Source organism: Micromonospora sp. NPDC048830 (genome assembly GCF_043198215.1).
Lineage (GTDB): Bacteria > Actinomycetota > Actinomycetes > Mycobacteriales > Micromonosporaceae > Micromonospora.
The window spans coordinates 102,564-125,341 of record NZ_JBICUP010000012.1; the positions used below are offsets into that span (position 1 = coordinate 102,564).

General features: G+C 73.4%; 20 protein-coding genes. 6 read left to right on the forward strand and 14 right to left on the reverse strand.

Annotated elements, in window-relative coordinates; genetic code table 11:
* Positions 1-8: 8 nt before the first annotated feature.
* A complete protein-coding gene (locus ACGFIZ_RS13425; protein ID WP_393418952.1) occupies positions 9-158 on the forward strand; it encodes a hypothetical protein in 150 nt (49 codons plus the stop codon).
* A 48-nt stretch (positions 159-206) separates the two neighbouring features.
* Here ACGFIZ_RS13425 and ACGFIZ_RS13430 read toward each other — a convergent pair whose 3' ends face one another.
* From ACGFIZ_RS13430 to ACGFIZ_RS13465, 8 genes are all read right to left on the reverse strand, one after another.
* A complete protein-coding gene (locus tag ACGFIZ_RS13430; protein ID WP_393418954.1) occupies positions 207-677 on the reverse strand; it encodes a hypothetical protein in 471 nt (156 codons plus the stop codon).
* Between the two features lie 114 nt (positions 678-791).
* Positions 792-965, reverse strand: a complete 174-nt coding sequence (locus ACGFIZ_RS13435) for a hypothetical protein (protein WP_393418956.1) — start codon at positions 963-965, stop codon at positions 792-794.
* Complete coding sequence (locus ACGFIZ_RS13440) at positions 962-1,897, reverse strand: peptidoglycan-binding protein (RefSeq protein WP_393418958.1); 936 nt, start codon at positions 1,895-1,897, stop codon at positions 962-964. Before ACGFIZ_RS13440 ends, ACGFIZ_RS13435 begins: the two co-directional genes overlap by 4 nt.
* The gene (locus ACGFIZ_RS13445) at positions 1,894-2,445 is read right to left on the reverse strand and encodes a hypothetical protein (protein WP_393418960.1); all 552 of its coding nucleotides are present in this window, start codon (positions 2,443-2,445) and stop codon (positions 1,894-1,896) included. The genes ACGFIZ_RS13440 and ACGFIZ_RS13445 overlap by 4 nt, the downstream gene beginning before the upstream one ends.
* Positions 2,442-3,035: a MauE/DoxX family redox-associated membrane protein gene (locus ACGFIZ_RS13450; RefSeq protein WP_393418964.1), complete on the reverse strand. Its 594-nt coding sequence runs from the start codon at positions 3,033-3,035 to the stop codon at positions 2,442-2,444. The genes ACGFIZ_RS13445 and ACGFIZ_RS13450 overlap by 4 nt, the downstream gene beginning before the upstream one ends.
* 6 nt (positions 3,036-3,041) lie before the next feature.
* Entirely contained in the window at positions 3,042-3,749 is a 708-nt protein-coding gene (locus ACGFIZ_RS13455; RefSeq protein ID WP_393418966.1) for a hypothetical protein, read from the reverse strand.
* Positions 3,750-4,102: 353 nt separating this feature from the next.
* Complete coding sequence (locus ACGFIZ_RS13460; protein WP_393418968.1) at positions 4,103-4,729, reverse strand: VOC family protein; 627 nt, start codon at positions 4,727-4,729, stop codon at positions 4,103-4,105.
* Positions 4,730-5,490: 761 nt separating this feature from the next.
* Positions 5,491-6,567 carry an NAD(P)/FAD-dependent oxidoreductase gene (locus tag ACGFIZ_RS13465; protein ID WP_393418970.1) on the reverse strand — a complete coding sequence of 359 codons (1,077 nt, stop codon included), beginning with the start codon at positions 6,565-6,567 and terminating at the stop codon, positions 5,491-5,493.
* A gap of 732 nt (positions 6,568-7,299) precedes the next feature.
* On the opposite strand from ACGFIZ_RS13465, the gene ACGFIZ_RS13470 reads away from it, so the two are divergent.
* Entirely contained in the window at positions 7,300-12,768 is a 5,469-nt protein-coding gene (locus tag ACGFIZ_RS13470) for a carboxyl transferase domain-containing protein (protein ID WP_393419039.1), read from the forward strand.
* Positions 12,769-12,907: 139 nt separating this feature from the next.
* On the opposite strand, the gene ACGFIZ_RS13475 is transcribed toward ACGFIZ_RS13470, so the two are convergent.
* Entirely contained in the window at positions 12,908-13,492 is a 585-nt protein-coding gene (locus ACGFIZ_RS13475; RefSeq protein WP_393418972.1) for a suppressor of fused domain protein, read from the reverse strand.
* 236 nt (positions 13,493-13,728) lie between these two features.
* Between ACGFIZ_RS13475 and ACGFIZ_RS13480 the strand changes: the two genes are divergently transcribed.
* Positions 13,729-14,901, forward strand: coding sequence for a S8 family peptidase (locus tag ACGFIZ_RS13480; protein WP_393418974.1), 1,173 nt, complete (start codon positions 13,729-13,731; stop codon positions 14,899-14,901).
* Positions 14,902-15,011: 110 nt separating this feature from the next.
* On the opposite strand, the gene solA is transcribed toward ACGFIZ_RS13480, so the two are convergent.
* Complete coding sequence (gene solA / locus ACGFIZ_RS13485) at positions 15,012-16,175, reverse strand: N-methyl-L-tryptophan oxidase (RefSeq protein WP_393418976.1); 1,164 nt, start codon at positions 16,173-16,175, stop codon at positions 15,012-15,014.
* A 222-nt stretch (positions 16,176-16,397) separates the two neighbouring features.
* Here solA and ACGFIZ_RS13490 point away from each other — a divergent pair, with 222 nt between their 5' ends.
* Positions 16,398-16,571, forward strand: a complete 174-nt coding sequence (locus ACGFIZ_RS13490; protein WP_393418978.1) for a hypothetical protein — start codon at positions 16,398-16,400, stop codon at positions 16,569-16,571.
* 119 nt (positions 16,572-16,690) lie between these two features.
* On the opposite strand, the gene ACGFIZ_RS13495 is transcribed toward ACGFIZ_RS13490, so the two are convergent.
* The 3 genes from ACGFIZ_RS13495 to ACGFIZ_RS13505 all read right to left on the reverse strand — a co-directional run bounded on the left by ACGFIZ_RS13495 (position 16,691) and on the right by ACGFIZ_RS13505 (position 19,056).
* Positions 16,691-17,368 carry a hypothetical protein gene (locus tag ACGFIZ_RS13495; RefSeq protein WP_393418980.1) on the reverse strand — a complete coding sequence of 226 codons (678 nt, stop codon included), beginning with the start codon at positions 17,366-17,368 and terminating at the stop codon, positions 16,691-16,693.
* A gap of 20 nt (positions 17,369-17,388) precedes the next feature.
* Entirely contained in the window at positions 17,389-17,946 is a 558-nt protein-coding gene (locus tag ACGFIZ_RS13500; protein WP_393418982.1) for a TetR/AcrR family transcriptional regulator, read from the reverse strand.
* Between the two features lie 87 nt (positions 17,947-18,033).
* Entirely contained in the window at positions 18,034-19,056 is a 1,023-nt protein-coding gene (locus ACGFIZ_RS13505) for an alpha/beta fold hydrolase (protein WP_393418984.1), read from the reverse strand.
* Between the two features lie 272 nt (positions 19,057-19,328).
* Between ACGFIZ_RS13505 and ACGFIZ_RS13510 the strand changes: the two genes are divergently transcribed.
* A complete protein-coding gene (locus ACGFIZ_RS13510) occupies positions 19,329-20,267 on the forward strand; it encodes an ABC transporter ATP-binding protein (RefSeq protein ID WP_393418986.1) in 939 nt (312 codons plus the stop codon).
* A 2-nt stretch (positions 20,268-20,269) separates the two neighbouring features.
* Positions 20,270-21,100, forward strand: coding sequence for an ABC transporter permease (locus ACGFIZ_RS13515; protein WP_393418988.1), 831 nt, complete (start codon positions 20,270-20,272; stop codon positions 21,098-21,100).
* Between the two features lie 77 nt (positions 21,101-21,177).
* Here the strand turns inward: ACGFIZ_RS13515 and ACGFIZ_RS13520 are convergent, their stop codons facing one another.
* On the reverse strand, positions 21,178-22,770 hold the full coding sequence (locus ACGFIZ_RS13520; RefSeq protein ID WP_393418990.1) for a sensor histidine kinase: 1,593 nt from the start codon (positions 22,768-22,770) through the stop codon (positions 21,178-21,180).
* Between the last annotated feature and the right edge of the window lie 8 nt (positions 22,771-22,778).

Sequence of the window (22,778 nt, forward strand, 5' to 3'; positions counted from 1 at the left end):
CCTTCGACGTGGCCCGGGTCGAGGTCTGTGACCTGCTCGAACGGCAGAACGCCGAGATTGCCGCGCTGGCCCCGATCTCGATCGACGGCCGTACCGTCGACCTCGCGCTGGCCCCGTTCCAGGTGGTCACCCTCCGGCTCACGCCGGCCGGTCGCTGAGCCCGGGCGGGCGGGGGACGCGCTCCCCCGCCCGCCGGTTCGGTGGAGTCAGAACTGCCGCACCGCCAGCAGGCCGAAGGCGACCACGAGCACGGCGCACGCGGCCACGGTGATCGTCCGCAGGCGTACCCGCAGGTCTTCGTCCCAGCGGTCACCGTCGCCGGCGGCGCGGCGGGCCAGCGGGGTGAGCGCGCGCCCGAGGCCGAAGCCGAGGCCCGCGAGCAGCGGGACGTGCAGGCGCTGACCGCCGAGCAGGAGCGCGGCGGCCAGCACGTACGGCGCGCTCGCCGAGACGTACGTGCGCAGTCCCGTGCCCAACTCCAGGCCGAACTGCAGCGCCCCACGCCGCACGTTGCGCTGCAGCACGTCCTGCGGGATCTGCCGGGCGTTCTGCGGCAGCCGGATCGGTACCAGGCCCACCTCGCGGAGCAGCCCCAGCACCGCCACCGCCACGACGGCCGCGTACCGCCACGGGGCGGGCAGGGGCGCGGACAGGCCGGAGAGCAGCCCCAGCAGCAACGCGGTGAACAGGCCACCGGCGATCAGCCCCGCGGAGAACAGGGCGAGGACGATCCCCTGCCGATCCCGATCTCGCCACCCGGGCGAGGCCAGCGCGTACGCGCTGTTGCGCGTTCAAACCGAGCCGGAGAGGCTGTACCCGGCGAGCCCACCGATCATCGCCCAGGTGAGCGCGCTGCCGTACCCGGCGGCGACCAGCGCTCCGGCGGTGAGCAGCAGCAACGGCACGAGCGGATCGGTGATCCGGCGGCGGGCCGCCCGGGCGGGCGGGGCCGGCGTCCGGGTCATACCGCGCCGCCGGTCATGGTCCGCCAGGTGTCCCGCCCGACGATGCCGTCGGCCGTCAGCCCGTTCTGGCGTTGAAAGTCCGCGGCCGCGCTCTCGGTCGCCGGACCGAAGATCCCGTCCACCGTCAGCTTGTAGGCGTACTTGTTGAGTTGGCGCTGCACGCCCCGGACGACGTCACCCGTGCTCCCGGACCGGGCCGCGATCACGAGCGCCGGCCAGGTGGTCGTGTCCACGACGCCGGTGGCGGCGAGGCCGGCCGCCGTCTGGAAGCTCTTCACCTTCGTCTCCGTGTCGCTGCCGAAGATCCCGTCGATCGCGGTCGCATGGCCCCGGGCGGTCAGCAGGTGCTGCACGGTGTAGACGTTCGCCCCGGACTCGCCCCGCCGGGTGGTGGGCCAGCTGACCGTGGTCAGGCATCCGCACTGGGTGTTCCACCGGCAGATCGAGTTCACCCAGCCCGAGCTGGTCTTGCGGTACCCGTCGTGGCAGCGGCGCTCGACCGAGCAGGCGCAGGCGCCGCACGCCCCCGTGTAGCGCCACAGCCAGCCGTCGTACGTCCCGGCGTAGCACTGGTTGGGCCGCAGGATCCAGGTGACGCCGTCGTCCTTGTGGAATCCGGTGTACGTGCCGCTGGTGTTGCAGGCGTCGGCGAAGATCGTGCTCGGGCCGCACCCCGGTGAGCAGTTGTGGTCGCTGGCGTAGGTGGGGCAGCTGCCGTAGATCGTGTAGCCGTCGGCGTACGCCCGGCGGGCCGCCGGGAAGACGCTGAGGACGGCCATCCCCACCGCGGTGCCCGCCTGCAGCAGGGTGCGCCGGGACAGCGCCCAGCCCGTCCGGCCGCGACCACCGGCGCCCGCCGGCAGGCGCCGGACGGCGGCCCCGGTCCCCGGGTCGGCTCCGCGCAACGAGGGCACGGCGTCGAGAGCGGTCATACCTGACCTCCGTGGTGATTCGTGGCGACGGCCGGTCCGGGGCCGCCGGATGGGCGGTCGAGCCCGTCGAGCAGGCGGCGCAGGGCCGCGCGGGACCCGAGCGGCTCGGCGCGGAGCACCCGTCCGGCGCGGTCGACCACGGTGGCGAACGGGGTGACGAGGACGTCGTAGCGCTCGAACAGCTCCCCCTGCCCGCCGAGCACGGTGACCGGCAGTCCCGCCGCGTGGGCCGGCGGGTCGTCCCGGTAGAGGACCCGGAACTCCAGCCGGGCGGGGTCCACCTGGCCGGCCGCCTCGGCCAGCACCTCGGCGCAGGTCCCGCACTCCCGGTCGAGGAAGAGCAGGACCAGCGGGACCGCCGAGGGCGCCGGCACCAACCGGGCCAGTCCGGGGGCGGGTGATCCCGGCCGCAGGCCGACCGACTCGGGGCGGCGCTGGACGGCCCCGCTCGACAGCGCGTGCACCTGGCGCACCAGGCCCGACACCACGAGCGCCAGCAGGAGGATCGCGATCCAACTCAGGATCAGCGCGCTGGTCTGGAAGCTCATCCGGCTACGCCGCCTCTCTCCGTCATGCTTCGGTTCCGCCGGCCGGCCACGGCCGGCTCGGCCGCGCCGGGCGGGACGTACATCGCGGCGGGCAGGTGCCACAGCAGCGCGGTGAAGGTGGCCGCGGCCAGCAGCACGACGGCGTGGGCGGCGTCGGCCCGGTCCAGCAGCGGCACGACCGAGCCGGACAGGATCACCGCGAGCAGGGCCAGGCCGGCGAGGATCACCGCCCGCGCCACCACCCAGCCGGTCATCGGCAGCTCGATCCGGGAGCACCCGCACGATCCGGTGCGCCCGGTCGACGTCACGTGCCGGCCGTAGCCGGCGTACAGGCCGAACAGCGCGAAGCTGCCGACCAGCACCGCGACGAGAACCCGGCCGCCGTCGCCGAACGCCGCCACCAGCCCGACGCCGGCGAGCAGCCCCTCGACCGCGATCACCACGGCGGCGACCGGGACCGGCGCGGGCAGCACCCGGTGCGCGGCCAACGCCCGCGCGAGCGCCGCCGGCCGGGACAGGTGTTCGGCGACGGCGACGAGCAGGGTGAACAGCACGGTGTACGTCGCCACGCTGGCCACCAGGGCGGACACCCCGACCTACCCGGCGCTGGAGACGCGGAGCCGGTTCACCAGGGTGGGCACCTGCTCCAGATCGGTGTCGGACAGCGGCACCAGACTGAGCCAGGTGTCCTCCGTGGCCAGGACGAAGTACGGCTTCCCGTCGGAGAGCGTGTCCCGGAAGAGCTCGCCCGCCTGCGTCCGCAGCCCCCGCCACGACGGCAGCTGCGCGGCCCGCTGCCGGGTCAGCGGCGCCATCTCCAGCAGGCCGAGGCCGGGCACCTCCTTGAGCACGGTCGCCGGCGCCGCGAACTCGGCGCCGCCCCTGCCGGCGGGGTGCAGGGTCAGGCCGTCGTCGTACTCCTCGACGCGCAGTTTCCGCAGCACCCCGAGGAGGTCGACGGTCGCCGCGCCGTACAGCTCGGTCAAGAAGCAGTACCGCCGCCCCCGCCAGACCGCCACCAGCCGGTCCTCGGTCAGCCGGATCTGCGGGTCGTAGGGCCGGGTACGCGCGGTCAGCAGCGAGCCGCCCTGGTAGGTGAGCTCCTCGTCGAACCGGTCGACGCCGAGCGCCCGGGCGACGTCGTCGGCCAGCCCGCTCACGCCGGCCGTGAACTCGTGCAGCCGGCCGTCGATCGTCACGTCGGCCACGGACGTGAACGGCGCGGTGAGGTCGAGCGAGCCGTCGAGTACGAACCGACGTCCGTCGACCGCCCGATGTGCCACCGGTACCGCTGCGGCTGCCATTCCGACCACCCTCCGCCGGGGTCCGGCGCTTCACCGGCACGATATAGCGGCGTGGAAATATTTGACAAGCTCGATCATGGGGGGGCGCTGGGCAAGATCCGGGCCGGCGGGGGCGATCGACGCCGGCGGTAGCATTCGGCGCGTGCTGCGGAGCTGGCGGTTCGCGGGCGTGAGCCGTCGCCGGTGGGAACGAGACGGTCCCGACGGTGATCGTGCGCGGGGAGGCGGTGGTCAATCCGGACCCGGCCTGGCTGCTGCAGCGGCTGTGCCGGGTGCCGCCTCGCCGCCCGGCCGTCAGGCCAGCGGGCTGGCCATGGTCTGCTCCCGGCAACGCGGCGCCTGAAAGCGGGCTCCTACCCGCCCGTCCCGGCGGGTCGGATAACGGTGAAGACCGCGCCCGCCGGGTCGGCGAGCGCGCAGACCCGACCGGTCACCACGTCGCGCGGTGGCACCAGCAGCCGCCCGCCCAGCCGGCGGGCCCGCTCGGCCACGTCGTCCGGGTCGGGTACGGCGAAGTACACCATCCAGCCGGTGGGCAGCAGGGTGTCCAGCGGCGGGGGCGTCGCGAGGCGGCCGGCGACGGGTGGGCCGTCCGAGGCCAGCAGAGCGTACGAGTCGTCGGGGGCGCCGGGCGGCACGGTGGCCCGCAGGCCCAGGGCCTCGCCGTGGAACCGGTCTGCCGCAACCGGGTCCGACGTCATGTACTCGTACCAGCAGAGCCGGCCGGGACCGGGGGCGGTCGCCGCGACGCCGGTACGGAGGCGGAAGCCACCACCGACCGGGTCGTGTACCTCGTCGCCGTCCAGCCGCGCTCCGGCCCGGCCGGCGGCGGCCCGGACGGCGCCGGCGTCGTCGGCGCCGAAGACCGTCCACCACCGGGCCGGGCCAGGGCCAGATCCCGCAGCAGCGGAGCAAGCTCCCCCACGACGACCGCGTGGCGGCCACCACCGCCAGCGCCGACCGCGCCGCCGCCTCGTCACCGGCGGCGTCCACGTCGAGGAGAACCTCGACCAGGTGGTTCAGGGTGTCCCACCGGCCCACCGCGGCATGGTCGACCGCGGCCCGCACCGCCCCGACTGGCCCGTCCTGGCCCACCACCGGCGGCGGCTGAACCCGACGGCTCCGTCTCCCCCAGATCACCGCGCCATCCTCTCCGGAACAGTCAGCCGACCGAACTCGATTTCTCGGGCGGGGCCGCCCCCTCGTCGTCGGGCCGGCAGCGGCGCCGGGTCGAACGCCTTGCCGGGCGGGCGCGCCCCGGCATGGATCCGCTTCCACCGCCGCTACCTTGCGTCACCTTCACGGATGCCTTTCACCACCACTACGCACCGTCGCCGGAGCTGCTGGCACCCGCACGCTCTCCCGCCCCCTTTGCTCTGCACCCCCCACCGCAGCACCGCGCCGTCCTGGGCCTTCGGCGTCGAGCCGCGGCGGCAGGCGCCCGGGCGGCGACGACGGACGGTAACCGTTGCGTCCACGGGTGCAGAGCAAAGGGACGACACGTCCATGTGACCTGCACGTGGTCGATGACACGGTGTGATCCCAACCCATCCGTGGGGCGGAAGGGGAAGCCGCGGGAGACCGGGCGGTCGAGGGCCGGAGTCCGCGCGGGGAACCACGCCGGGCCCGGCCCCGACGCCTGGCGGGAAGACCAAGCCGAGCCGCCTGGTGGGGCTGACGGAAGCGCCGCCCGGGCCGACGCGGTCCCAGCCGGATCGGGTGCGATCCAGCCTGTGGGGGCTCAGACACCGGTGCCGGTGCGGGCGCCGAACCTCGCACCGCGGCAGGCCACCTCCTTGAGCACGGCCGCGGTACGCCCACCGAGGTAGGCCCGCCGGAGGGTGTCGTCGCGGCGGGCGAACTGGACCACCGCGTCCCTGCGTCCGACGCTGACGCAGACCGCGAGGTAACGCAGCGAGTACGGCTCGGGCTCGCGACCCTCGACCAGGCGGACCAGGGTGTCGGCCGCGTGCGCGGCCTGCGGCTCGGCGGACTGACACGCGAAACGGGCTCCCGGCACCGCCGCGCAGTCGCCCACCGCGAAGATCCGTTCGTCGGTGACGCTGCGCAGGCACTCGTCGACGATCGCGCGACCCTCCGGGTCGACCGCGAGGCCGCTGCGGGCGGCGAGGTCGGGGACGCCGGCCACGATCGCCCACAGGGTCAGATCGGAGGCGAACGCCGTTCCGGACCGGAGGTGCACGGTGCCGTCGAACCGCCCCGCGCCCGCGGCCACCTCCGTGACGTCGTCGTCCACGATGTCGACCCGCAGCCGCTCCAGTCCGGCGCGGGCCCGCCGCCGCGCGCCGTCGGAGAAGCACCCGGCGACCGGCGACCCGACGAGCCGTACCCGGACGTCCGGCCGCACGCCGGCCACCTCCGCCGCCGTCTCGATGCCCGTCGGACCGCCCCCGACGACCGTGACCGTGCCGCCCGCGGGAAGCGCGGCAAGCGCCACCCGGGCCTGTTCCGCGCCCTCCCACGTGCCCACCGGGACCGTTCCCCGCATCGGCCGGGCGGTGCTGCCCACGGCGAGGAAGGCGTAGTCGAAGTCGACGCTCTCGCCGTGGTCGAGGACGACGCTGCCGTTGCCGATCTTGTCGACGGTGCCGACGTGCGACGTGATCCCGTCCCGCAGCATCGACGCGAGGGGCGCCGCGGCGGTGGCGGTCCCGGCGAGCTGCTGGTGCAGTCGGACGCGCTCCACGAAGTCGGGTCGCGGGTTGACCACCGTGATCTCGGCAGACTTCAGCTTCCTGGCCAGCCGGTTCGCCGCGAACGTGCCCGCGTAGCCGGCGCCGATTACCACGATCCTCATCTTGGCCTCCTGTTTCGGATGATGCTGTCGAACACGGGACGACGGCGACCCGGCCCTTGTGACACGAGCGCCCGCGTGACGTGCGACACGAGCAGGCCGCGGGCAGGTTGACCGTCCCTCGTCGCGCCGGACCGTCTGGGCGACGGCGGTCCCGGAAAGAGTGGCGGCATGAGCTGGGCCCGTAGAGCCGTACCCGCCGCCCTCGCCGCCGCCGCGGCCCTCGCCGCACGCGACCTGCTCCAGCGCGACCACGCGCTGTTGCGCAACTTCCCCGTCCTCGGCCGCGCCCGGTACCTGCTCGAGTCCATCGGGCCAGAGCTGCGCCAGTACATCGTGGCCGGCAACAACGAGGAGCGGCCATTCACCCGCGACCAGCGGCGCTGGGTGTACGCGTCGGCGAAGCGGGAGAACAACTACTTCGGGTTCGGGACCGACAACGACATCGAGTACACCCCCGGCTATCCGATCATCAAGCACCGCACGTTCGGCCGGGCGGTGCCGCCCTCCTCCCCGGGCGCCGGGCACGACGTCGCGCTGCCGTGCGCGAAGGTGCTCGGCGCCGCCCGGCGGGGGCTGCCAAAAAGTTTTGTTCGGTTCCTACAAATGCTCCCGCCTGGGTTCGGTGGTTACGACATAGCGCCGCCAGCCGGAGCGCGGAAGGGTGATCCGTACCGAGGGTCGCCGTCGTCCCCCGGTGCGTACGTCATGGGTCTACCGGAGGGGTTGGGTCGGGTGTTCAGCCGTGTCGCCATCGTCAACCGTGGTGAGGCCGCGATGCGGCTCATCCACGCCGTCAGAGAGCTGGCCGCGGAGACCGGAACCCGGATCGAGACGGTCGCCCTGTACACCGACGTCGACCGGAACGCCACGTTCGTGCGCGAGGCCGACATCGCCTACGACCTCGGTCCCGCGTCCGCGCGCCCGTACCTCGATCTGAAGACGCTGGAGCGCGCGCTGGTGGAGACCGGCGCCGACGCCGCGTGGGTGGGCTGGGGCTTCGTCGCCGAGGACCCGGCGTTCGCGGAGTTGTGCGAGCAGGTCGGCGTCACCTTCGTCGGGCCGAGCGCGGAGGCCATGCGCAAGCTCGGCGACAAGATCGGCGCGAAGCTGATCGCCGAGGAGGTCGGCGTGCCGGTCGCGCCGTGGAGCCGCGGCGCGGTCGAGACCCTGGACGCCGCCCTGGCGGCGGCGGCCGAGATCGGCTACCCGCTGATGCTGAAGGCGACCGCGGGCGGCGGCGGGCGCGGCATCCGCGTCGTCACGAACTCCGCCGAGCTCGCCGACGCGTACGAGCGCACCAGCCAGGAGGCCGCGCGCGCGTTCGGCAGCGGCATCGTGTTCCTGGAGCGCCTGGTCACCGGCGCCCGGCACGTCGAGGTCCAGGTGATCGCCGACGGCCAGGGGACCGCGTGGGCGCTCGGCGTCCGTGACTGCTCGGTGCAGCGGCGCAACCAGAAGGTCATCGAGGAGTCGGCGTCGCCGGTGCTCAGCCCGGCGCAGGCCGCCGAGCTCAAGGCGTCGGCGGAGCGGCTCGCCGTCGCGGTCGGTTACCGGGGCGCGGCGACCGTCGAGTTCCTCTACCACCCCGGCGACCGGCTGTTCGCGTTCCTGGAGGTCAACACCCGCCTGCAGGTCGAGCACCCGATCACCGAGTTGACCACCGGGTTCGACCTGGTCAAGGCGCAGCTGCACGTGGCGTCGGGAGGACGGCTCGAAGGCGCGCCGCCGGTGGAGCGCGGGCACGCCATCGAGGCCCGGCTGAACGCCGAGGACCCCGACCGCGACTTCGCGCCCTCCCCGGGCCGTATCGCGCGGCTGGACTTTCCCGCCGGGCCGGGCATCCGGGTGGACACCGGCGTCAGCGAGGGTGACACCATCCCCGCCGACTTCGACTCGATGATCGCGAAGGTCATCGCCTACGGTCGCGACCGCGACGAGGCGCTGGGCAGGTTGCGCCGGGCGATGGCGAACACGACGGTGGTCATCGAGGGCGGCGCGACGAACAAGAGCTTCGTGCTGGACCTGCTCGACCAGCCCGAGGTGATCGACGCCAGCGCGGACACCGGCTGGATCGACCGGGTCCGCGGCGAGGGCCGGCTGGTCGCGCACCGGCACTCCGCCGTCGCGCTCGCGGCCGCGGCCGTCGAGGCGTACGAGGAGGAGGAGCGCGCCGAGCGGCAGCGGCTGCTGTCGACGGCGTCCGGCGGTCGCCCGCAGGTGCAGCACTCCAGCGGCGGACCGCTGGACCTGAAGCTGCGCGGCGTGGGCTACCGCATGCGCGTGGCGCGGGTCGGCGCGCACCGGTTCCGCGTGGGCATCGAAGCGGGCGAGGTCGTCCGCACCGCCGACGTCGAACTGGACCGCTTCGACCGGCACACCGGGCAGATCGTCGTCAACGGCGTCCGGTACCGCCTGCTCACCGACACGCACGGACCGATCCACCTGGTCGAGGTCGACGGTGTGACGCACCGGATCAGCCGCGACGAGGGCGGTGTCGTCCGCTCGCCCATGCCCGCGCTGGTCGTCGCCACGCCTCTCGAGGTCGGCGCCGAGGTCGAGGCGGGCGCGCCGGTGCTGGTGCTGGAGGCCATGAAGATGGAGACGGTGCTGCGGGCACCGTTCAAGGCGCGCCTGAAGGAATGCGTCGTCTCCGTGGGCAGCCAGGTGGAGGCCGGCGCGCCGCTGGTGCGGCTGGAGCCGGTCGCCGACGAGGCCACGGAGGCCGCGGACAGCGCGGCCGTCGGGTCCGTCGAGCTGGACCTGCCCGCCGCGCCCGAGGAGATCCCGGTGCTCGAGCGCACCCGACGCGGTCAGGAGGACCTGCGCAGCCTGCTGCTCGGTTTCGACGTCGACCCGCACGACGACCGCCGGGTGCTCGACGAGTACTTCGCCGCGCGGCGCGCGGCCAGCGCGGACGGCCGCCGGCCGCTGGCCGAGGAACTCGAACTCGTCAACGTGTTCGCCGACCTCGCCGAGCTGAGCCGCAACCGGCCCACGGGCGAGGACGGCGGCGACGGCCACGTGCACAGCGCCCGCGAGTACCTGCACACCTACCTGCAGAGCCTCGACGTCGAGCGGGCCGGGCTGCCGAGCGCGTTCCAGGCCAAGCTCGTCAAGGCGCTCGGGCACTACGGGGTCACCGACCTGGAGCGCTCCCCCGAACTCGAAGCCGCCGTGTTCCGGATCTTCCTCGCGCTGCAGCGCGCGTCCGCCGACGCCACGGTGGTCGCGACGCTGCTGCGCGCGTGGCTGCGGGAGCCCCCGCCGGACGACACGCTGCACGAGCCCGCCGGCCTCGCGCTGGAGCGGCTGGTGGCCGCCACGCAGGTCCGCTTCCCGGTGGTCGCCGACCTCGCGCGCGGCGTGGTGTTCGCCTGGTTCGCCCAGCCGCTGCTGCGCCGCAACCGCGCCCGCGTCTACGCCCAGGTCCGCAGGCACCTGCGGCACCTGGACGCGCACCCGGACTCGCCGGACCGCGCCGAGCGGGTCGCGGAGATGGTGCGCAGCACCGAGCCGCTGGTACGGCTGCTCGGCCAGCGGCTCGTGCGCGACCACCTCGACAACGCGGTCATGCTGGAGGTCCTGACCCGGCGGTACTACGGCAACAAGGGGCTGACCAGCGTCCGCACCCGCGAGATGGCGGGCTGCACGTTCGTGGTCGCCGAGCGCGCGGACTCGACCGTGGTCTCCGCCGCGGTGAGCTTCGACGCGCTGGACGGCGCGCTGCGCGGGCTCGCCGAGCTCGGCGGCGGCGGGGACGCCATCGACGCCGACATCTACCTCGGGTGGGAGAACCAGCCGGAGGACTTCGACGCGATGGTGGTCGCGCTGCTGGAGGTCGTCAACGCGCACCCGCTGCCGCACCGGGTCCGCAGGCTGACCACGACCGTGGCGGGCCGCGCCGGCGCCGTGATGCACCACCACTTCACGTTCCGCCCGTCGGGCGCCGGGATGGTCGAGGAACGGCTGATCCGCGGCCTGCACCCGTACATCGCGCAGCGGATGCAGCTGGAGCGGCTGCGCAAGTTCGACCTGACCCGGCTGCCATCTTTGGACGAGGAGGTCTACCTCTTCCAGTGCGTGGCGCGGGAGAACCCGTCCGACGAGCGCCTGGTCGCGTTCGCGCAGGTGCGCGACCTGACCGCGCTGCGCGAGCACGACGGGCGGCTGGTCGCGCTGCCGACGGCCGAGGACACCGTGGCCGCCTGCCTGGACTCGATCCGCCGTACGCAGTCGCGGCGGGCGTCGAAGACGCGCTTCAACACCAACCGGATCGTGATCTACGTCTGGCCGCCGAGCGACCTCACCCGCGAGGAGATGGAGATGATCGCCGGGCGCGTGCGCCCGACGACCGCGGGCGCCGGCCTGGAGGAGATCCTGTTCATCGCGCGGCAGCGCGACCGCGAGACGGGCGAGCTGACCAAGATCGCCCTGCGGATCTCCTTCGACGCCACCGGCGGCGCCCACCTGACCGTCGGCGAGCCTCCGGTCGAGCCGGTCGAGCCGCTGGACGACTACCGGCTGAAGGTGCTGCGCGCAAGCAGCCGCAACACGGTGTACCCGTACGAGCTGACCGGCCTGCTCGGCGACTTCGTCGAGCACGACCTCGACGACGACCACGCGCTGGTGCCGGTCGACCGGCCCAGGGGGCGCAACAGCGCGGCGATCGTCGCCGGCGTGGTCACCACGCCGACCTCGCGGCACCCGCAGGGCGTCACCCGGGTCGTGCTGCTCGGCGACCCCACGAAGGCGCTCGGTGCCCTGTCGGAGCCGGAGTGCCGCCGGGTGATCGCCGCGCTGGACCTGGCCGAGCGGATGCGGGTGCCGCTGGAGTGGTACGCGCTGTCCGCCGGCGCCCGGATCTCCATGACGTCGGGCACGGAGAACATGGACTGGGTGGCCGCGGCGCTCAAGCGCATCGTCGAGTTCACCCAGGACGGCGGCGAGATCAACATCGTGGTCGCGGGCATCAACGTCGGCGCGCAGCCGTACTGGAACGCCGAGGCGACGATGCTCATGCACACCAAGGGCATCCTGGTGATGACGCCGGACTCGGCGATGGTGCTCACGGGCAAGCAGTCGCTCGACTTCTCCGGTGGCGTCTCCGCGGAGGACAACTTCGGCATCGGCGGCTACGACCGGGTGATGGGCCCGAACGGGCAGGCGCAGTACTGGGCGCCGAACCTGACCGCCGCGCGGGACGTGCTGATGGCGCACTACGACCACACGTACGTCGCGCCCGGCGAGGACGCCCCGCGGCGGGCGGGCACCACCGACCCCGTCGACCGCGACGTCTCCGCCTTCCCGCACACCGTGGCCGGCAGCGACTTCACCACCGTCGGCGAGATCTTCTCCGCCGCGGCCAACCCGGACCGCAAGAAGCCGTTCGACATCCGGGCCGTGATGCGGGCGCTCTCCGACCAGGACCATCCCGTGCTGGAACGCTGGGCGGGCATGGCCGACGCGGACACCGCGGTGGTGCAGGACGTGCATCTCGGTGGCATCCCGACGTGCCTGCTCGGCATCGAGTCCCGGGCGGTGCCGCGGCGCGGCTTCCCGCCCACCGACGGCCCGGACACCTACACCGCGGGCACGCTGTTCCCGCAGTCGTCGAAGAAGGCTGCCCGGGCGATCAACGCGGCCAGCGGCAACCGGCCGCTGGTGGTGCTGGCGAACCTGTCGGGCTTCGACGGCTCGCCCGAGTCGATGCGCAAGCTCCAACTGGAGTACGGCGCCGAGATCGGCCGCGCCATCGTGAACTTCCGCGGGCCCATCGTGTTCTGCGTGATCTCGCGGTACCACGGCGGGGCGTTCGTGGTGTTCTCGAAGGCGCTGAACCCCAACATGACCGTGCTGGCGCTGGAGGGCTCGTTCGCGTCGGTGCTCGGCGGCGCTCCCGCCGCCGCGGTGGTGTTCTCCGGCGACGTCGACCGCCGCACCGCGGCCGACCCGCGCGTACGCGACCTGGAGGCCCGCGCCGCGGCCGCCTCCGGCACGGACCGCGCCGCGTTGACCGCGGAACTCGACGAGCTCCGCTCGTCGGTGCGGGCGGAGAAGCTCGGCGAGGTGGCCGCGGAGTTCGACCGCGTGCACAACATCCAGCGCGCCGTCGAGGTCGGCTCCGTCGACGCCGTCATCCGCGCGGCCGAACTGCGGCCACGCGTCATCGAGGCCATCGAGTCGCACCTGCGCAGGTCGTGAGCAGGAGGTAGGGACCCGGCTCGCCCGAACCGCGTCACCGGCGCGGTTCGGGCGAGCCGTTCTCCCAGCCGCAGGTCGAGCTGCCGACCAGGTAGACGTAGGTGACTGGCTCCCGCCAGGCGTGCGGGGCGCGACCCGGTCAGCGCGCCGGGTCGGTCACGAGCGCGGGCGAGCGCTCCGCGAGCTCGCTGAGCACCGCGGCCGCCGTCGTGGCCTTCATGCGCTCCAACTCGTCGGTGGTGATCCCGACGACGGTCAGGAACCGCGCCGAGCCGTACGGGGAGTCGATGGGCGGCAGTTCGGGGTCGGCGGCGAAGGCCACCGCGCGGAGCCGGCTGGTCGCCTCACCGGTGATCGGGCCGCCCGGGTCCATGCGGTGGCCCTCGGCGAACGACTTGCCGCTGGTGAACACGTAACCGACCAGTCGTTCGAGCAGGCGCAGGGACCAGGCGGGCGGCTGCTCGTCGTCCATGGGGACCCGCATCGTCAGCTCGTATCCCCAGCCGCTGACGTCCGGATCGTCGCTGCTCTTGGCGAACAGCTCCGTCATCCCGAACGTCACCAGCAACCAGTGGTCGGCGGAACGGTACGCGCCCAGGCCGTAGAGGCCGTGTCCCGGGAGGTTGTTGGTCCCCCAGTGCAGCGGGTCCTCGTCAGCCACCCTGGTGGCCACCGCCGCCTCGATCGCGGTCCAGCCAGGAGCCTCGTTCTCCGTCTCGGCCATGAGCTTCCTCTCCAGGGATTCGCGACGCCGATCATCCGACGTGGCCAGGCTAGTGCCTCGTCGCCGAACGTCGATCGGGTAGTCGGTCGGAACCGGTTGACACCGAAACGCCCGCCTCGGGACGACCAATCCGGGGCAGGCCATTGACGTCTCAACATCTGTCCACTTAGCCTGCCTGCTCACCACGGACGTCATCGCCCCAACCCTGATGACGCCGGGCGAGTCTGGGAGGCAACATGAGATCACGGGTCCTGATGGCCTCGCTGGTGGCCGCGGGCAGCGCCCTGGTCGCCGTACCGGCCGCGGCGGCACCCGCGGCGGAGCGGCTCGCACCGCTCAGCGCGGCGTCCGCCGCGCCCGGCGTCCGGCCGGTCGCGGGCGAGTACATCGTGCGGCTGCGGCCGGAGGCCGACCCGCGCGGCCTCGCCCGTGCCCTGGCGGTCACGCCGCACTTCGTCTACGAGCGGGCGGTCAACGGATTCGCCGCCGAACTGACCGCCGGCCAGGTGCAGGCGCTGCGACGCGATCCCGCGGTGCTCGGCGTGGAGCAGGACGCCTGGCTCGACGACGTCACGGAGGGCACCCAGGCGAACCCGCCGTCCTGGGGTGTGGACCGCGTCGACCAGCGGACGCTGCCGCTGTCCGCGAGCTACACCACCACCGCGACCGGCGCCGGCGTGCACGCCTACGTCATCGACACCGGCATCGACGTCACCCACCCGGACTTCGAGGGGCGGGCAAGCTTCGACTACAACGCCGTCGACCGGCGCAACACCGACTGCGACGGGCACGGCACCCACGTCGCCGGCACGATCGGCTCCCGGACGTACGGGGTGGCCAAGGGCGTCCGCCTGCACGCCGTGAAGATGCTGAACTGCCAGGGGTCCGGCAAGACCTCGGCCACCATCGCCGCGATCGACTGGGTGACCGCCAACGCGGCCAAGCCGGCGGTGGCCAACACGTCCTGGAACTGGACGTACTCCGACACGATGGCCACCGCGATCACCGGGATGATCAACTCCGGGGTGTTCCTGGCCACCTCGGCGGGCAACACCGGCGCGGACTCCTGCGACCGGCTGCCCCGGGCGGTGACCGCCGCGGTGGCCGTCGCCGCCACGACCAGCACCGACGCCCGCGCCAGCTACTCCTCCACCGGCGCCTGCGTCGACCTCTACGCCCCCGGCTCGGCGATCCTGTCGACCCAGCCGAACAACACCACCGCCGTCTTCAACGGCACCTCGATGGCCACCCCGCACGTTGCGGGGATCGCCGCGCTCTACAAGAGCGCGAACGGCGACACCTCGCAGGCCGCCCTGCACGACTGGCTGGTCGGCGGCGCCACCACCGGGGTCGTCCAGGGAGACCTGGCCGGTACGCCGAACCGGCTGGTGTTCACCAACGGCCTCTGACGCCTCACCGCCCGCGTGGGGCGGCCGGTTCCCCGCCGGCCGCCCCACGCGCCGTTCGTGGGAGCCTCCGCGCGGGCATCGCCGGAGCAGAACAGACGAGGCGGTAGGGCCTAGTCCTCGGAGTTGTCCGCCGGGCCGGGGAACCGCCGCGGGTCGAAGAGGCCCAGGGGATGCTCGGTCGAGCCGGACATCGCCAGGTCGGCGAGGATCTCCCCGACGACGGGCACGAACTTGAAGCCGTGGCCGGAGAACCCACACGCCACGGCGACCTCCGGATGCTGCGGGTGCGCCGAGATGACGAAGTGCTGGTCCGGGGTCAGCGAGTACATGCAGGTCGCCGCATTCAGGTAGCGCCCGGGCAGGGTGGGCAGCACGCCGGCCAGGTGGGCCTGGATGGCGCTGACCTCGGCAGGGCTCACCTGCCGGTCGACGGTCTCCGGGGTGCAGACCTGCCCGCGCCGGAGGAACGCCACCTTGGCGCCGCCCTGCGGCCCGTCGATGGCGGGGAAGCCGTAGACCTGGCTGCCGGCGGCGTCCTCGTGGATGTAGATCGGATGCCGTTCGGGCGCGAAGGCGGCCACCCCGTGCTGCGGCTGGAACCAGAACATGACCTGCCGTTCGATGGTGATCGGCACGCCGAGGTCGGCCAGCAGTTGCGGCGCCCAGGCGCCGGGGCAGATGACGAGCCGCTCGGCGTGGTAGAGCCCGGCCGCGGTCGCCACCCGTACGCCGCCACCGGGCAGCACCTCCCAGCGCGACACCGGCTCGTCGTACCGCAGCTCGGCGCCGTGGCTGGCCGCGAGCCGGGCGTGCGCGGCCACGGTCGCCTCGGGGCGGACGAAGCCCGCCTTCGCCTCGAAGAGCGCGATCTCCTCGGGCCCCGGGTCGAAGGTGGGGTACCGGCGACGGAGTTCCGCGGCGTCGAGGATCTCGTGGGGTAGGTCCCACTCCCGGGCGGCACGCAGGCTTCCGGCGAAGGTGCGGCTGTCGGGTGGGCCGAGGAACAGGCCCCCGGTCTGCGAGATGACGTCCTGCCCGGTGTCGCGTTCCAGGCGTTCCCAGAGCTCGTAGGCTCGCAGCAGCAGCGGCACGTAGGCCGGGTCCTCGAAGTACGCCTGCCGGATGATGCGCGAGCCGCCGTGGCTGGAGCCCAGGTTGTGCGCCAGGCCGAACCGCTCCAGGCCGAGCACCCGCTGCCCGCGCGACGCCAGGTGGTAGGCGGCACTGCTGCCCATCCCGCCGAGCCCGACGACGATGACGTCGTACGCTGCCACGCTGCATCCTCCTCGCGAAACCGCCGCCTGCTCCCCCGGCAGCCTGCCACGTGTCCCTGACGCCGCTTGCCGACCTCACTGTGGCAGTGGCCCACGGCATGGCAGTGGGCCGGATTACGGCAGCGGCAGGGCGCCTGGCCACCGGAGTGGCCGACGCTGGTGATCTTCACAGGGGCAATCATGCCCGGTCCGGACAAGACGTCCGGCCGCCAAGGATCACCGGTGGCGTGGTCGGGTGGCCACGGTCAGGCGAAGGCGAGGGACCCGTCGGGTCGCACCGGAAGCGACCGTTCCCAGTGCACCATCTGGGGCGGCTTCATGGCCGACCCGGCCGGCACGATCCACTACCACGACCGGGCGAACCCCGCGATCGGTGGCATCGGCACCTGCTTCTGACGGAGCTGACGGGGAGGCCCGCGACCCGACGCGGGCCTCCCCGTTCCGCAACCGCCCGTTCGGCGACGTCCGGCGGACCGCGGAGCGTTCCGTGGCCTCGCCGAGGAGGCGCCGGAACGTCAGGAAGCGGCCCCCGACCGGCTCCCGGCCGGCGACGTTCGTCCCGCGCTCCACAGAGCCAGCGCCAGCCAGACCGATCCGACCGCTATGAGCAGGCCGTGTGCGACCCGGACGGCCGCGGGCGTGTAGAACTGCGGGAGGAAGAGGGCGAAGCCGAGCGCGAAGAGGATGCCGCTGAGGCGCGGCAGCACCCCCGAGCGCCAGATCGCCACGGCGGTCACGATCGCCGACACCGCGAGCGCGATCAGGCCGATCCCGAACGTCGTGATCGCGGCCGGGGCGTACCGGACCGTGTCGACCAGGTCGAGCAGATCGAGAGGCTGGCCGGCGGCGTACTTGCCGGCGACGGCGTGCAGGCCGAAGTCCTCGGCGCCGTAGTAGGGCAGGACCAGCCCCACGCCGATCCAACCGGTCACGACGGCGGCGAAGGCGAGCCGCTCGGCCCGGGTGTGCCTGACCGCGTCGCGCACGGCGAGCAGACCCAGCGTCACCAGGATGAAGCCGATCATGGCGAACAGGTGCGAGGCGACCCACCAGTCGGAGCTCATCGCCCGGGTCGCGCCGTCGACCGTGGCTTCGTCGTGCCATGGTCGGGTCGCCGGGTAGAGGGCGAACAGGACGCCGGCGACAGCGAGGGCGGAAGCGCCGAGCCGGGTGCGGGCGGGGCGTGTGGACACGTCGTTCTCCATCGTCGAGGTCAGGTGCGGGGCAGGCTTGCGATGAACATGCGGATCAGTTGCTCGTGGGTGGTGTCCAGGTCCTCGGGCAGGCCGAAGCCGCCGGCCGCCTCGATCGAGGCGAAGCCGTGGACGATCGCCCGCAGGCAGCGGGTGGTGTGGATGGCGGCCGCGCCGTCGAGCCCGTAGCCACGCAGCACCGCGAGGAAGACCTCGAACAGCCGGGCGCCGGCGTTCGCCAGGGCGGGGTCGTGCAGTGGATCCGGCGGGATCGCGGCGTGGCGGGCCGGATGTTCGATCGCGTAGCGGCGGTAGGTGCGCATCAGGGTGGCGACCGCGTCGTCGCCGCCGCGGCCGACCAACGCGGCGGTGAAGCGTTCGGTCAGTTCTTCCATGATCCGTACGGCCATCAGCGTCCGCAGTTGAGCGAGGCCACCGACGTGCTTGTACAGCGAGGGCGCGGCGACTCCGGTGCGTTCGGCGACCGCGGCCAGGGTCAGGGCGTCCAGGCCCCGGTCGTCGACGAGGTCGAGAGCCGCGTCGACGACGGCCCCGGTGGACAGCCCGGCCCTAGGCATGATCGCGTTCCCGGCCGCCGGGGCCGGTCCGACGCGAGCTACGGCTAACCTTCATAGCCATAAGGCTACATCGAATAGCCTAGGCCGTCAACGCGGCCGGTTCGAACCACTCGCCTCGACCGTTCTCCGCACCACGTCGACGACCAGCTCGGGCTGGCCGTAGTGCACGTAGTGATCCTCGGTGGCCGCGACCACGTGCTGTCCTGCGCTGGACAGCGCGGCCAGCCGGGCGTGGCGTTCCAGCACCTCGCGCGGCTGCCCGGCCGCGGAGATCACCACCACCGGCCAGTCCCGCCACGCCTGCGGGCGGACCGTCGATGCGACCATGCGGGCGCTGTCCACAGACGCCTCGGCCTCGTCGGCGGCCGCGGCCATGCTGGTGCTGCGGTAGACGACCGCGGCGTGCTCCCGTACCGGCGAAGGCGCCGCGGCGGGCACGGCGAGGCCCGGGAACAGGCGCACGACGCCGATCCGGGCGGCGAACCGGAAGGCCGTCATCTGCGTACGGATGACCGGCGAGCTCGCCTTCAACGCGCCGACCGCGCGCTCGTCGGTGACGTCCACCAGCACCATGCCGGCGGTCTCGGCGGGCCAGCGGTCGGCGAACAGGCGCACCACGAAACCACCGACCGAGTGGCCCACCAGGATGAAGGGCACCCGTTCACCAGCCCTGTCCAGGAGCGTGTGCAGCTCCTCGGCCAGCCGCCCGGCGTCCCGCCGGCCGGGTCCCGGCTCACTCCACGCGTAGCCGGCGCGGTCGTAGCTGCACGCCCGCACCCCGGCGGTGTCCGCCAACCTTCCCTGCACCGTCGCCCATGTCGTGGACGACTCGCCGAGCCCCGCTTCGAAGACCACCGTCGGCGCGTCGCCGGCCACTCCGGTGCAGTTCAGATGCAGCCGGTGACCCCCGACGTCGACCAACCGGCCCGGCGCCGGATGCTGTCGGCCGTCGTCGCGCCTCGACAACGTCTCGTAGGTCCACCCGGTGCCACTGAGCACCGCGAACGCCGCCACCAGGCCGGCGATAACCCGTAGCAGGGCGCGCCGCCACCGTGGTCCGGCAGGTCGGCCGGTGCCGGGCACCTCGGTCCGCTCGAGATCTTCTTCCACGGCTCACGACGCTAGGTGGTCGCCGCCCTCGCGCCATCGTCCTGCGGTCGCGCCCGCCGTACGACGCGCGTCGCTGACGCGACGGTCGGCCCTCGGTCTTCCGGCGGATGACGGGCTCTCCGTGAGCCAGGGATCGCCCCTACGGCCATCGCGGCCACCGCCGCCGGGAACCCTCACTTTCGTAGGGGCGCAGCGGTGCCGATCGGCGGCGGTGCCGCACCCGGGTGGATTCCTACCGTCGACGCACCATCGGGAAATCCACGGGAGAATTGATGATCACATTACGTGGGCTGACGAAACGCTTCGGCGTGGCGACAGCGGTCGACAACCTGACCCTGGAGCTCGCGCCGGGTCGGGTCACCGGATTCCTCGGCCCGAACGGCGCCGGGAAGTCCACCACGATGCGCATGATCCTCGGGCTGGACCGGCCCACCGCCGGCGAGGCGCTCGTCGGCGGCCGACGGTACGCGGCCCTGCGTCATCCGTTGCGCGAGGTCGGTGCGCTGCTCGACGCCAAGGCGGTGCACCCGGGACGGAGCGCACGTAGGCACCTGCTGGCGATGGCCCGCAGCAACGGCATTCCCGCCCACCGGGTGGACGAGGTACTCGACACCGTGGGTCTGACCAGGGTCGCCGGCAAGCGGGCCGGCACCTACTCCCTCGGCATGGGCCAGCGCCTCGGCATCGCCGGGGCGCTGCTCGGCGACCCGGGAGTGCTGATGTTCGACGAGCCGGTCAACGGGCTCGACCCCGACGGGGTGCGCTGGGTCCGCGAGCTCATGCGGTCCCTGGCCGCCGAGGGGCGGACCGTCTTCGTGTCCAGCCACCTGATGAGCGAGATGCAGCTCACCGCCGACCAGCTCGTGGTGATCGGCAAGGGCCGGCTCATCGCCGACGCCCCGATCGCCGAGGTCATCGCGGGCAGCTCGCGGACCGCGGTGCGCGTGCGCAGCCCGCAAGCGGCCGGCCTGGCCGAACTGCGGCGCCGGCTGATCGCGGCCGGCGCCACGGTCGAGTACGAGAGCGAGGAGGCGCTCGTCGTCACCGGCGCCGGCGTCGAGCGGGTCGGCAACGTGGCGCACGACGTCGGCGTACGCCTGCACGAGTTGAGCGTGCGCGAGGCGTCACTGGAACAGGCGTACATGGAACTGACCGCCGACGACGTCGAGTACGGGGCATCGGCAGTCACCGGACCGAAAGCGCGGGTATGACGATGAGCACGACGGTGCCGCCCACCACCCGCCGGTCGGCCCAGCGCGGCGGTCTCACCGGCGGTCTGAGCGGCGGTCTGCGCGGCGCGGTCGCCAGCGAGTGGACGAAGCTCTGGTCCGTGCGCTCGGTCTGGTGGAACCTGCTGGCCAGCGCCCTGCTGATGGCGGCCGCGGCCGGGCAGGAGGCCATCTACGTGGTCAACGAGAACACCAACACCGACCCCGCCGACGACCCGGGCGTGACCGCCCTCGGCGCCGTCGCGATCAGCTCCGTCCTCCTGGCGCAGTTCACGGTGATCGCCCTGGCGATGCTGGTGATCACCGCCGAGTACGCGACCGGCACGATCCGGGCCACCCTGCAGTGGACCCCGTCCCGGGGTCGGGTGCTGCTGGCCAAGACCGCCGTGGTCGCCGCGGTCACCTTCGTGGTGGGCGCGCTGCTCGGGGCGCTGGGGTCCGCCGTCGCCGACCCGGTACTCGGTGAGTGGGGACGGTTCCCGGTCGCGGAAACCGTCGGCGACGTGCTGGCGGTGGCCACGTACCTGGCCCTGATCAGCGTCTTCACCCTCGGCGTCGGGACGGCGCTGCGCAGCGCGGTCGGCACGCTGACCACGGTGTTCATGATCATCATGGTGGTGCCGACGGCGCTCGGCGTCCTCGACAACGAGTTCGTCAACCGGATCGTCGACGGGCTGCCCGGGGTGGCCGGATACCACTTCATGCGGGGCGGCAGCGACCCTTATCCGCCGGCGGTCGGCCTCGCCCTCCTTGTCGCGTGGGCGGTGGCCGCGATGCTCGCCGGGTACGCCGCGCTGCGGTCACGGGACGCGTGATCCCGGCGTCCGGGTGGCAGCGGTCCGGCGCGGACCGCCGCCACCCGGCCTCGCCCACCAGCCCCGCTTCGCACTCGTCAATTGAACATCCGCTCCTTGGTCACCAGCCGGCCCTGGGCGAAGCAGAGCCGGTAGGCGGCCTGGCCGAGGGGGAAGTTCCCGTCGGTGTAGAACTCGCACGACGTGCCCGGGGGCAGCCGCCACCGCGCCGGATCCGGCCGCTCGACGACCTGACGGGCCGGCAGCAGCCCCTGCAGATCGGAACGGTGCTGCCCGATCCGCATCCGGTCGAACTCCTGCGGATCGAGGACGGCGTTGAACGTGGCGAACGGGTAGTACGCCAGCGACAGGGCGCCGGCGACCGCCACCGGGGCGGTCACGGCGACCAGGAGGCTGCGCCGTACCCGTCGCCGCGCCTCACGCAGCCGGGACGCGGGCGCGGGCCGGGCCGTCCCCTCATCGGGCTCGTCGGTGGCGGCGCTGCCGCTGTGGGGCACGCGGGCGACGACCTCGAAGCCCCCGCCCCGTGCTCCGGCGCTCAGCGCGCCACCGGCCAGCCGCACCCGCTCGCGCAAGCCGAGCAGGCCGGACCCGGTCGAGGTCACGCCGGGCGGCCGGCCCGGCGGCTGCTCGTTGGCCACGCTCACCACGGTCTGCTCCGCCGAACGGGTCAGCCGGACGGTCACCGCGGCACCCGGCGCGTGCCGGGCGGCGTTCGTCAGCGCCTCCCGCACCACCCGGTGCACGGCGCGCTCGACCATCGGCGGCGCCGGCGAGGTGGAGCCCTCCCATCGCAGCCCGACCGGCATTCCGGCGTCGCGGGAGCGCACCACCAGGTCGGCAACGCCCTCGGCCGCCGGCCGGGTCGGGGCCGGCGCGGCGTCCTCGCGGAGCACACCGATGATCTGGGAGAGCTGCTCCATCGCGGCGGTGACGCTGGCACGCAGTTCCCCCACCGCCCGCCGGTGCCGTTCGTCGAGATCGGCCGTCAACTCCAGGGCGCCGGCCCGCACGGCGATCAGGCTCAGGTCATGGCCCAGGGAGTCGTGCATGTCCTGGGCGATGCGGGCCCGCTCGCGCGCCCGGGCCCGCTCGGCGACGGCACGCTGCTCACGTTCGAGCAGCTCAGCGTGCTCCCAGCCCGCGTGCACGAGCGTCCGCTGCTGCTGGCGACAGCGGCCGACCAGCCAGGGGAACACCCCGACGAACAACAGCGTCGTGGTGAGGAAGAACCAGGTGGTGAGGCCGGCGCCGCGGAGGCCGACGGTGAGCACGGTGCCGGCCCCCGCGATCACCGCGAACGCGTACGCGGCCGGCCGCGCCCGCGTCATCCGCAGGCCCATCAGATAGCTCATCACCGGTACGGCGAACACGAAGTTGCCCTCGAACATGGTCGGCACCACGACCACCAGCAGGGCGATCGGTGGGTGGCGCCTGCTGAGCGCGACCGCCAGGGCCAGCAGCAGGAGCGAGCCCGCCAGACGCCAGCCGGCGTGCGGCCCGATGGGGACGGCGACCAGGTCCCAGGCGATCGGCGCCGACAGGGCCGCCCACAGCGACGCGTCGAGCAGCAGCTTCGCCCAGAATCCGGCGTCTGCGCGGGAAAACGGGCCTGCGGACCGAGGGAAGGGCAGCCACCACTGCGGAGCGCCGCGCCACCAACCTGCCATGCGGCCGA

Bases quoted from the DNA above. Each gene is read 5' to 3' on its own strand.
- ACGFIZ_RS13435 (WP_393418956.1), bottom strand. From the start codon at position 965: ATGACCCGGACGCCGGCCCCGCCCGCCCGGGCGGCCCGCCGCCGGATC.
- ACGFIZ_RS13440 (WP_393418958.1), bottom strand. From the start codon at position 1,897: ATGACCGCTCTCGACGCCGTGCCCTCGTTGCGCGGAGCCGACCCGGGG.
- ACGFIZ_RS13445 (WP_393418960.1), bottom strand. From the start codon at position 2,445: ATGAGCTTCCAGACCAGCGCGCTGATCCTGAGTTGGATCGCGATCCTC.
- ACGFIZ_RS13455 (WP_393418966.1), bottom strand. From the start codon at position 3,749: ATGGCAGCCGCAGCGGTACCGGTGGCACATCGGGCGGTCGACGGACGT.
- ACGFIZ_RS13465 (WP_393418970.1), bottom strand. From the start codon at position 6,567: ATGAGGATCGTGGTAATCGGCGCCGGCTACGCGGGCACGTTCGCGGCG.
- ACGFIZ_RS13475 (WP_393418972.1), bottom strand. From the start codon at position 13,492: ATGGCCGAGACGGAGAACGAGGCTCCTGGCTGGACCGCGATCGAGGCG.
- ACGFIZ_RS13480 (WP_393418974.1), top strand. From the start codon at position 13,729: ATGAGATCACGGGTCCTGATGGCCTCGCTGGTGGCCGCGGGCAGCGCC.
- ACGFIZ_RS13500 (WP_393418982.1), bottom strand. From the start codon at position 17,946: ATGCCTAGGGCCGGGCTGTCCACCGGGGCCGTCGTCGACGCGGCTCTC.
- ACGFIZ_RS13510 (WP_393418986.1), top strand. From the start codon at position 19,329: ATGATCACATTACGTGGGCTGACGAAACGCTTCGGCGTGGCGACAGCG.
- ACGFIZ_RS13515 (WP_393418988.1), top strand. From the start codon at position 20,270: ATGAGCACGACGGTGCCGCCCACCACCCGCCGGTCGGCCCAGCGCGGC.
- ACGFIZ_RS13520 (WP_393418990.1), bottom strand. From the start codon at position 22,770: ATGGCAGGTTGGTGGCGCGGCGCTCCGCAGTGGTGGCTGCCCTTCCCT.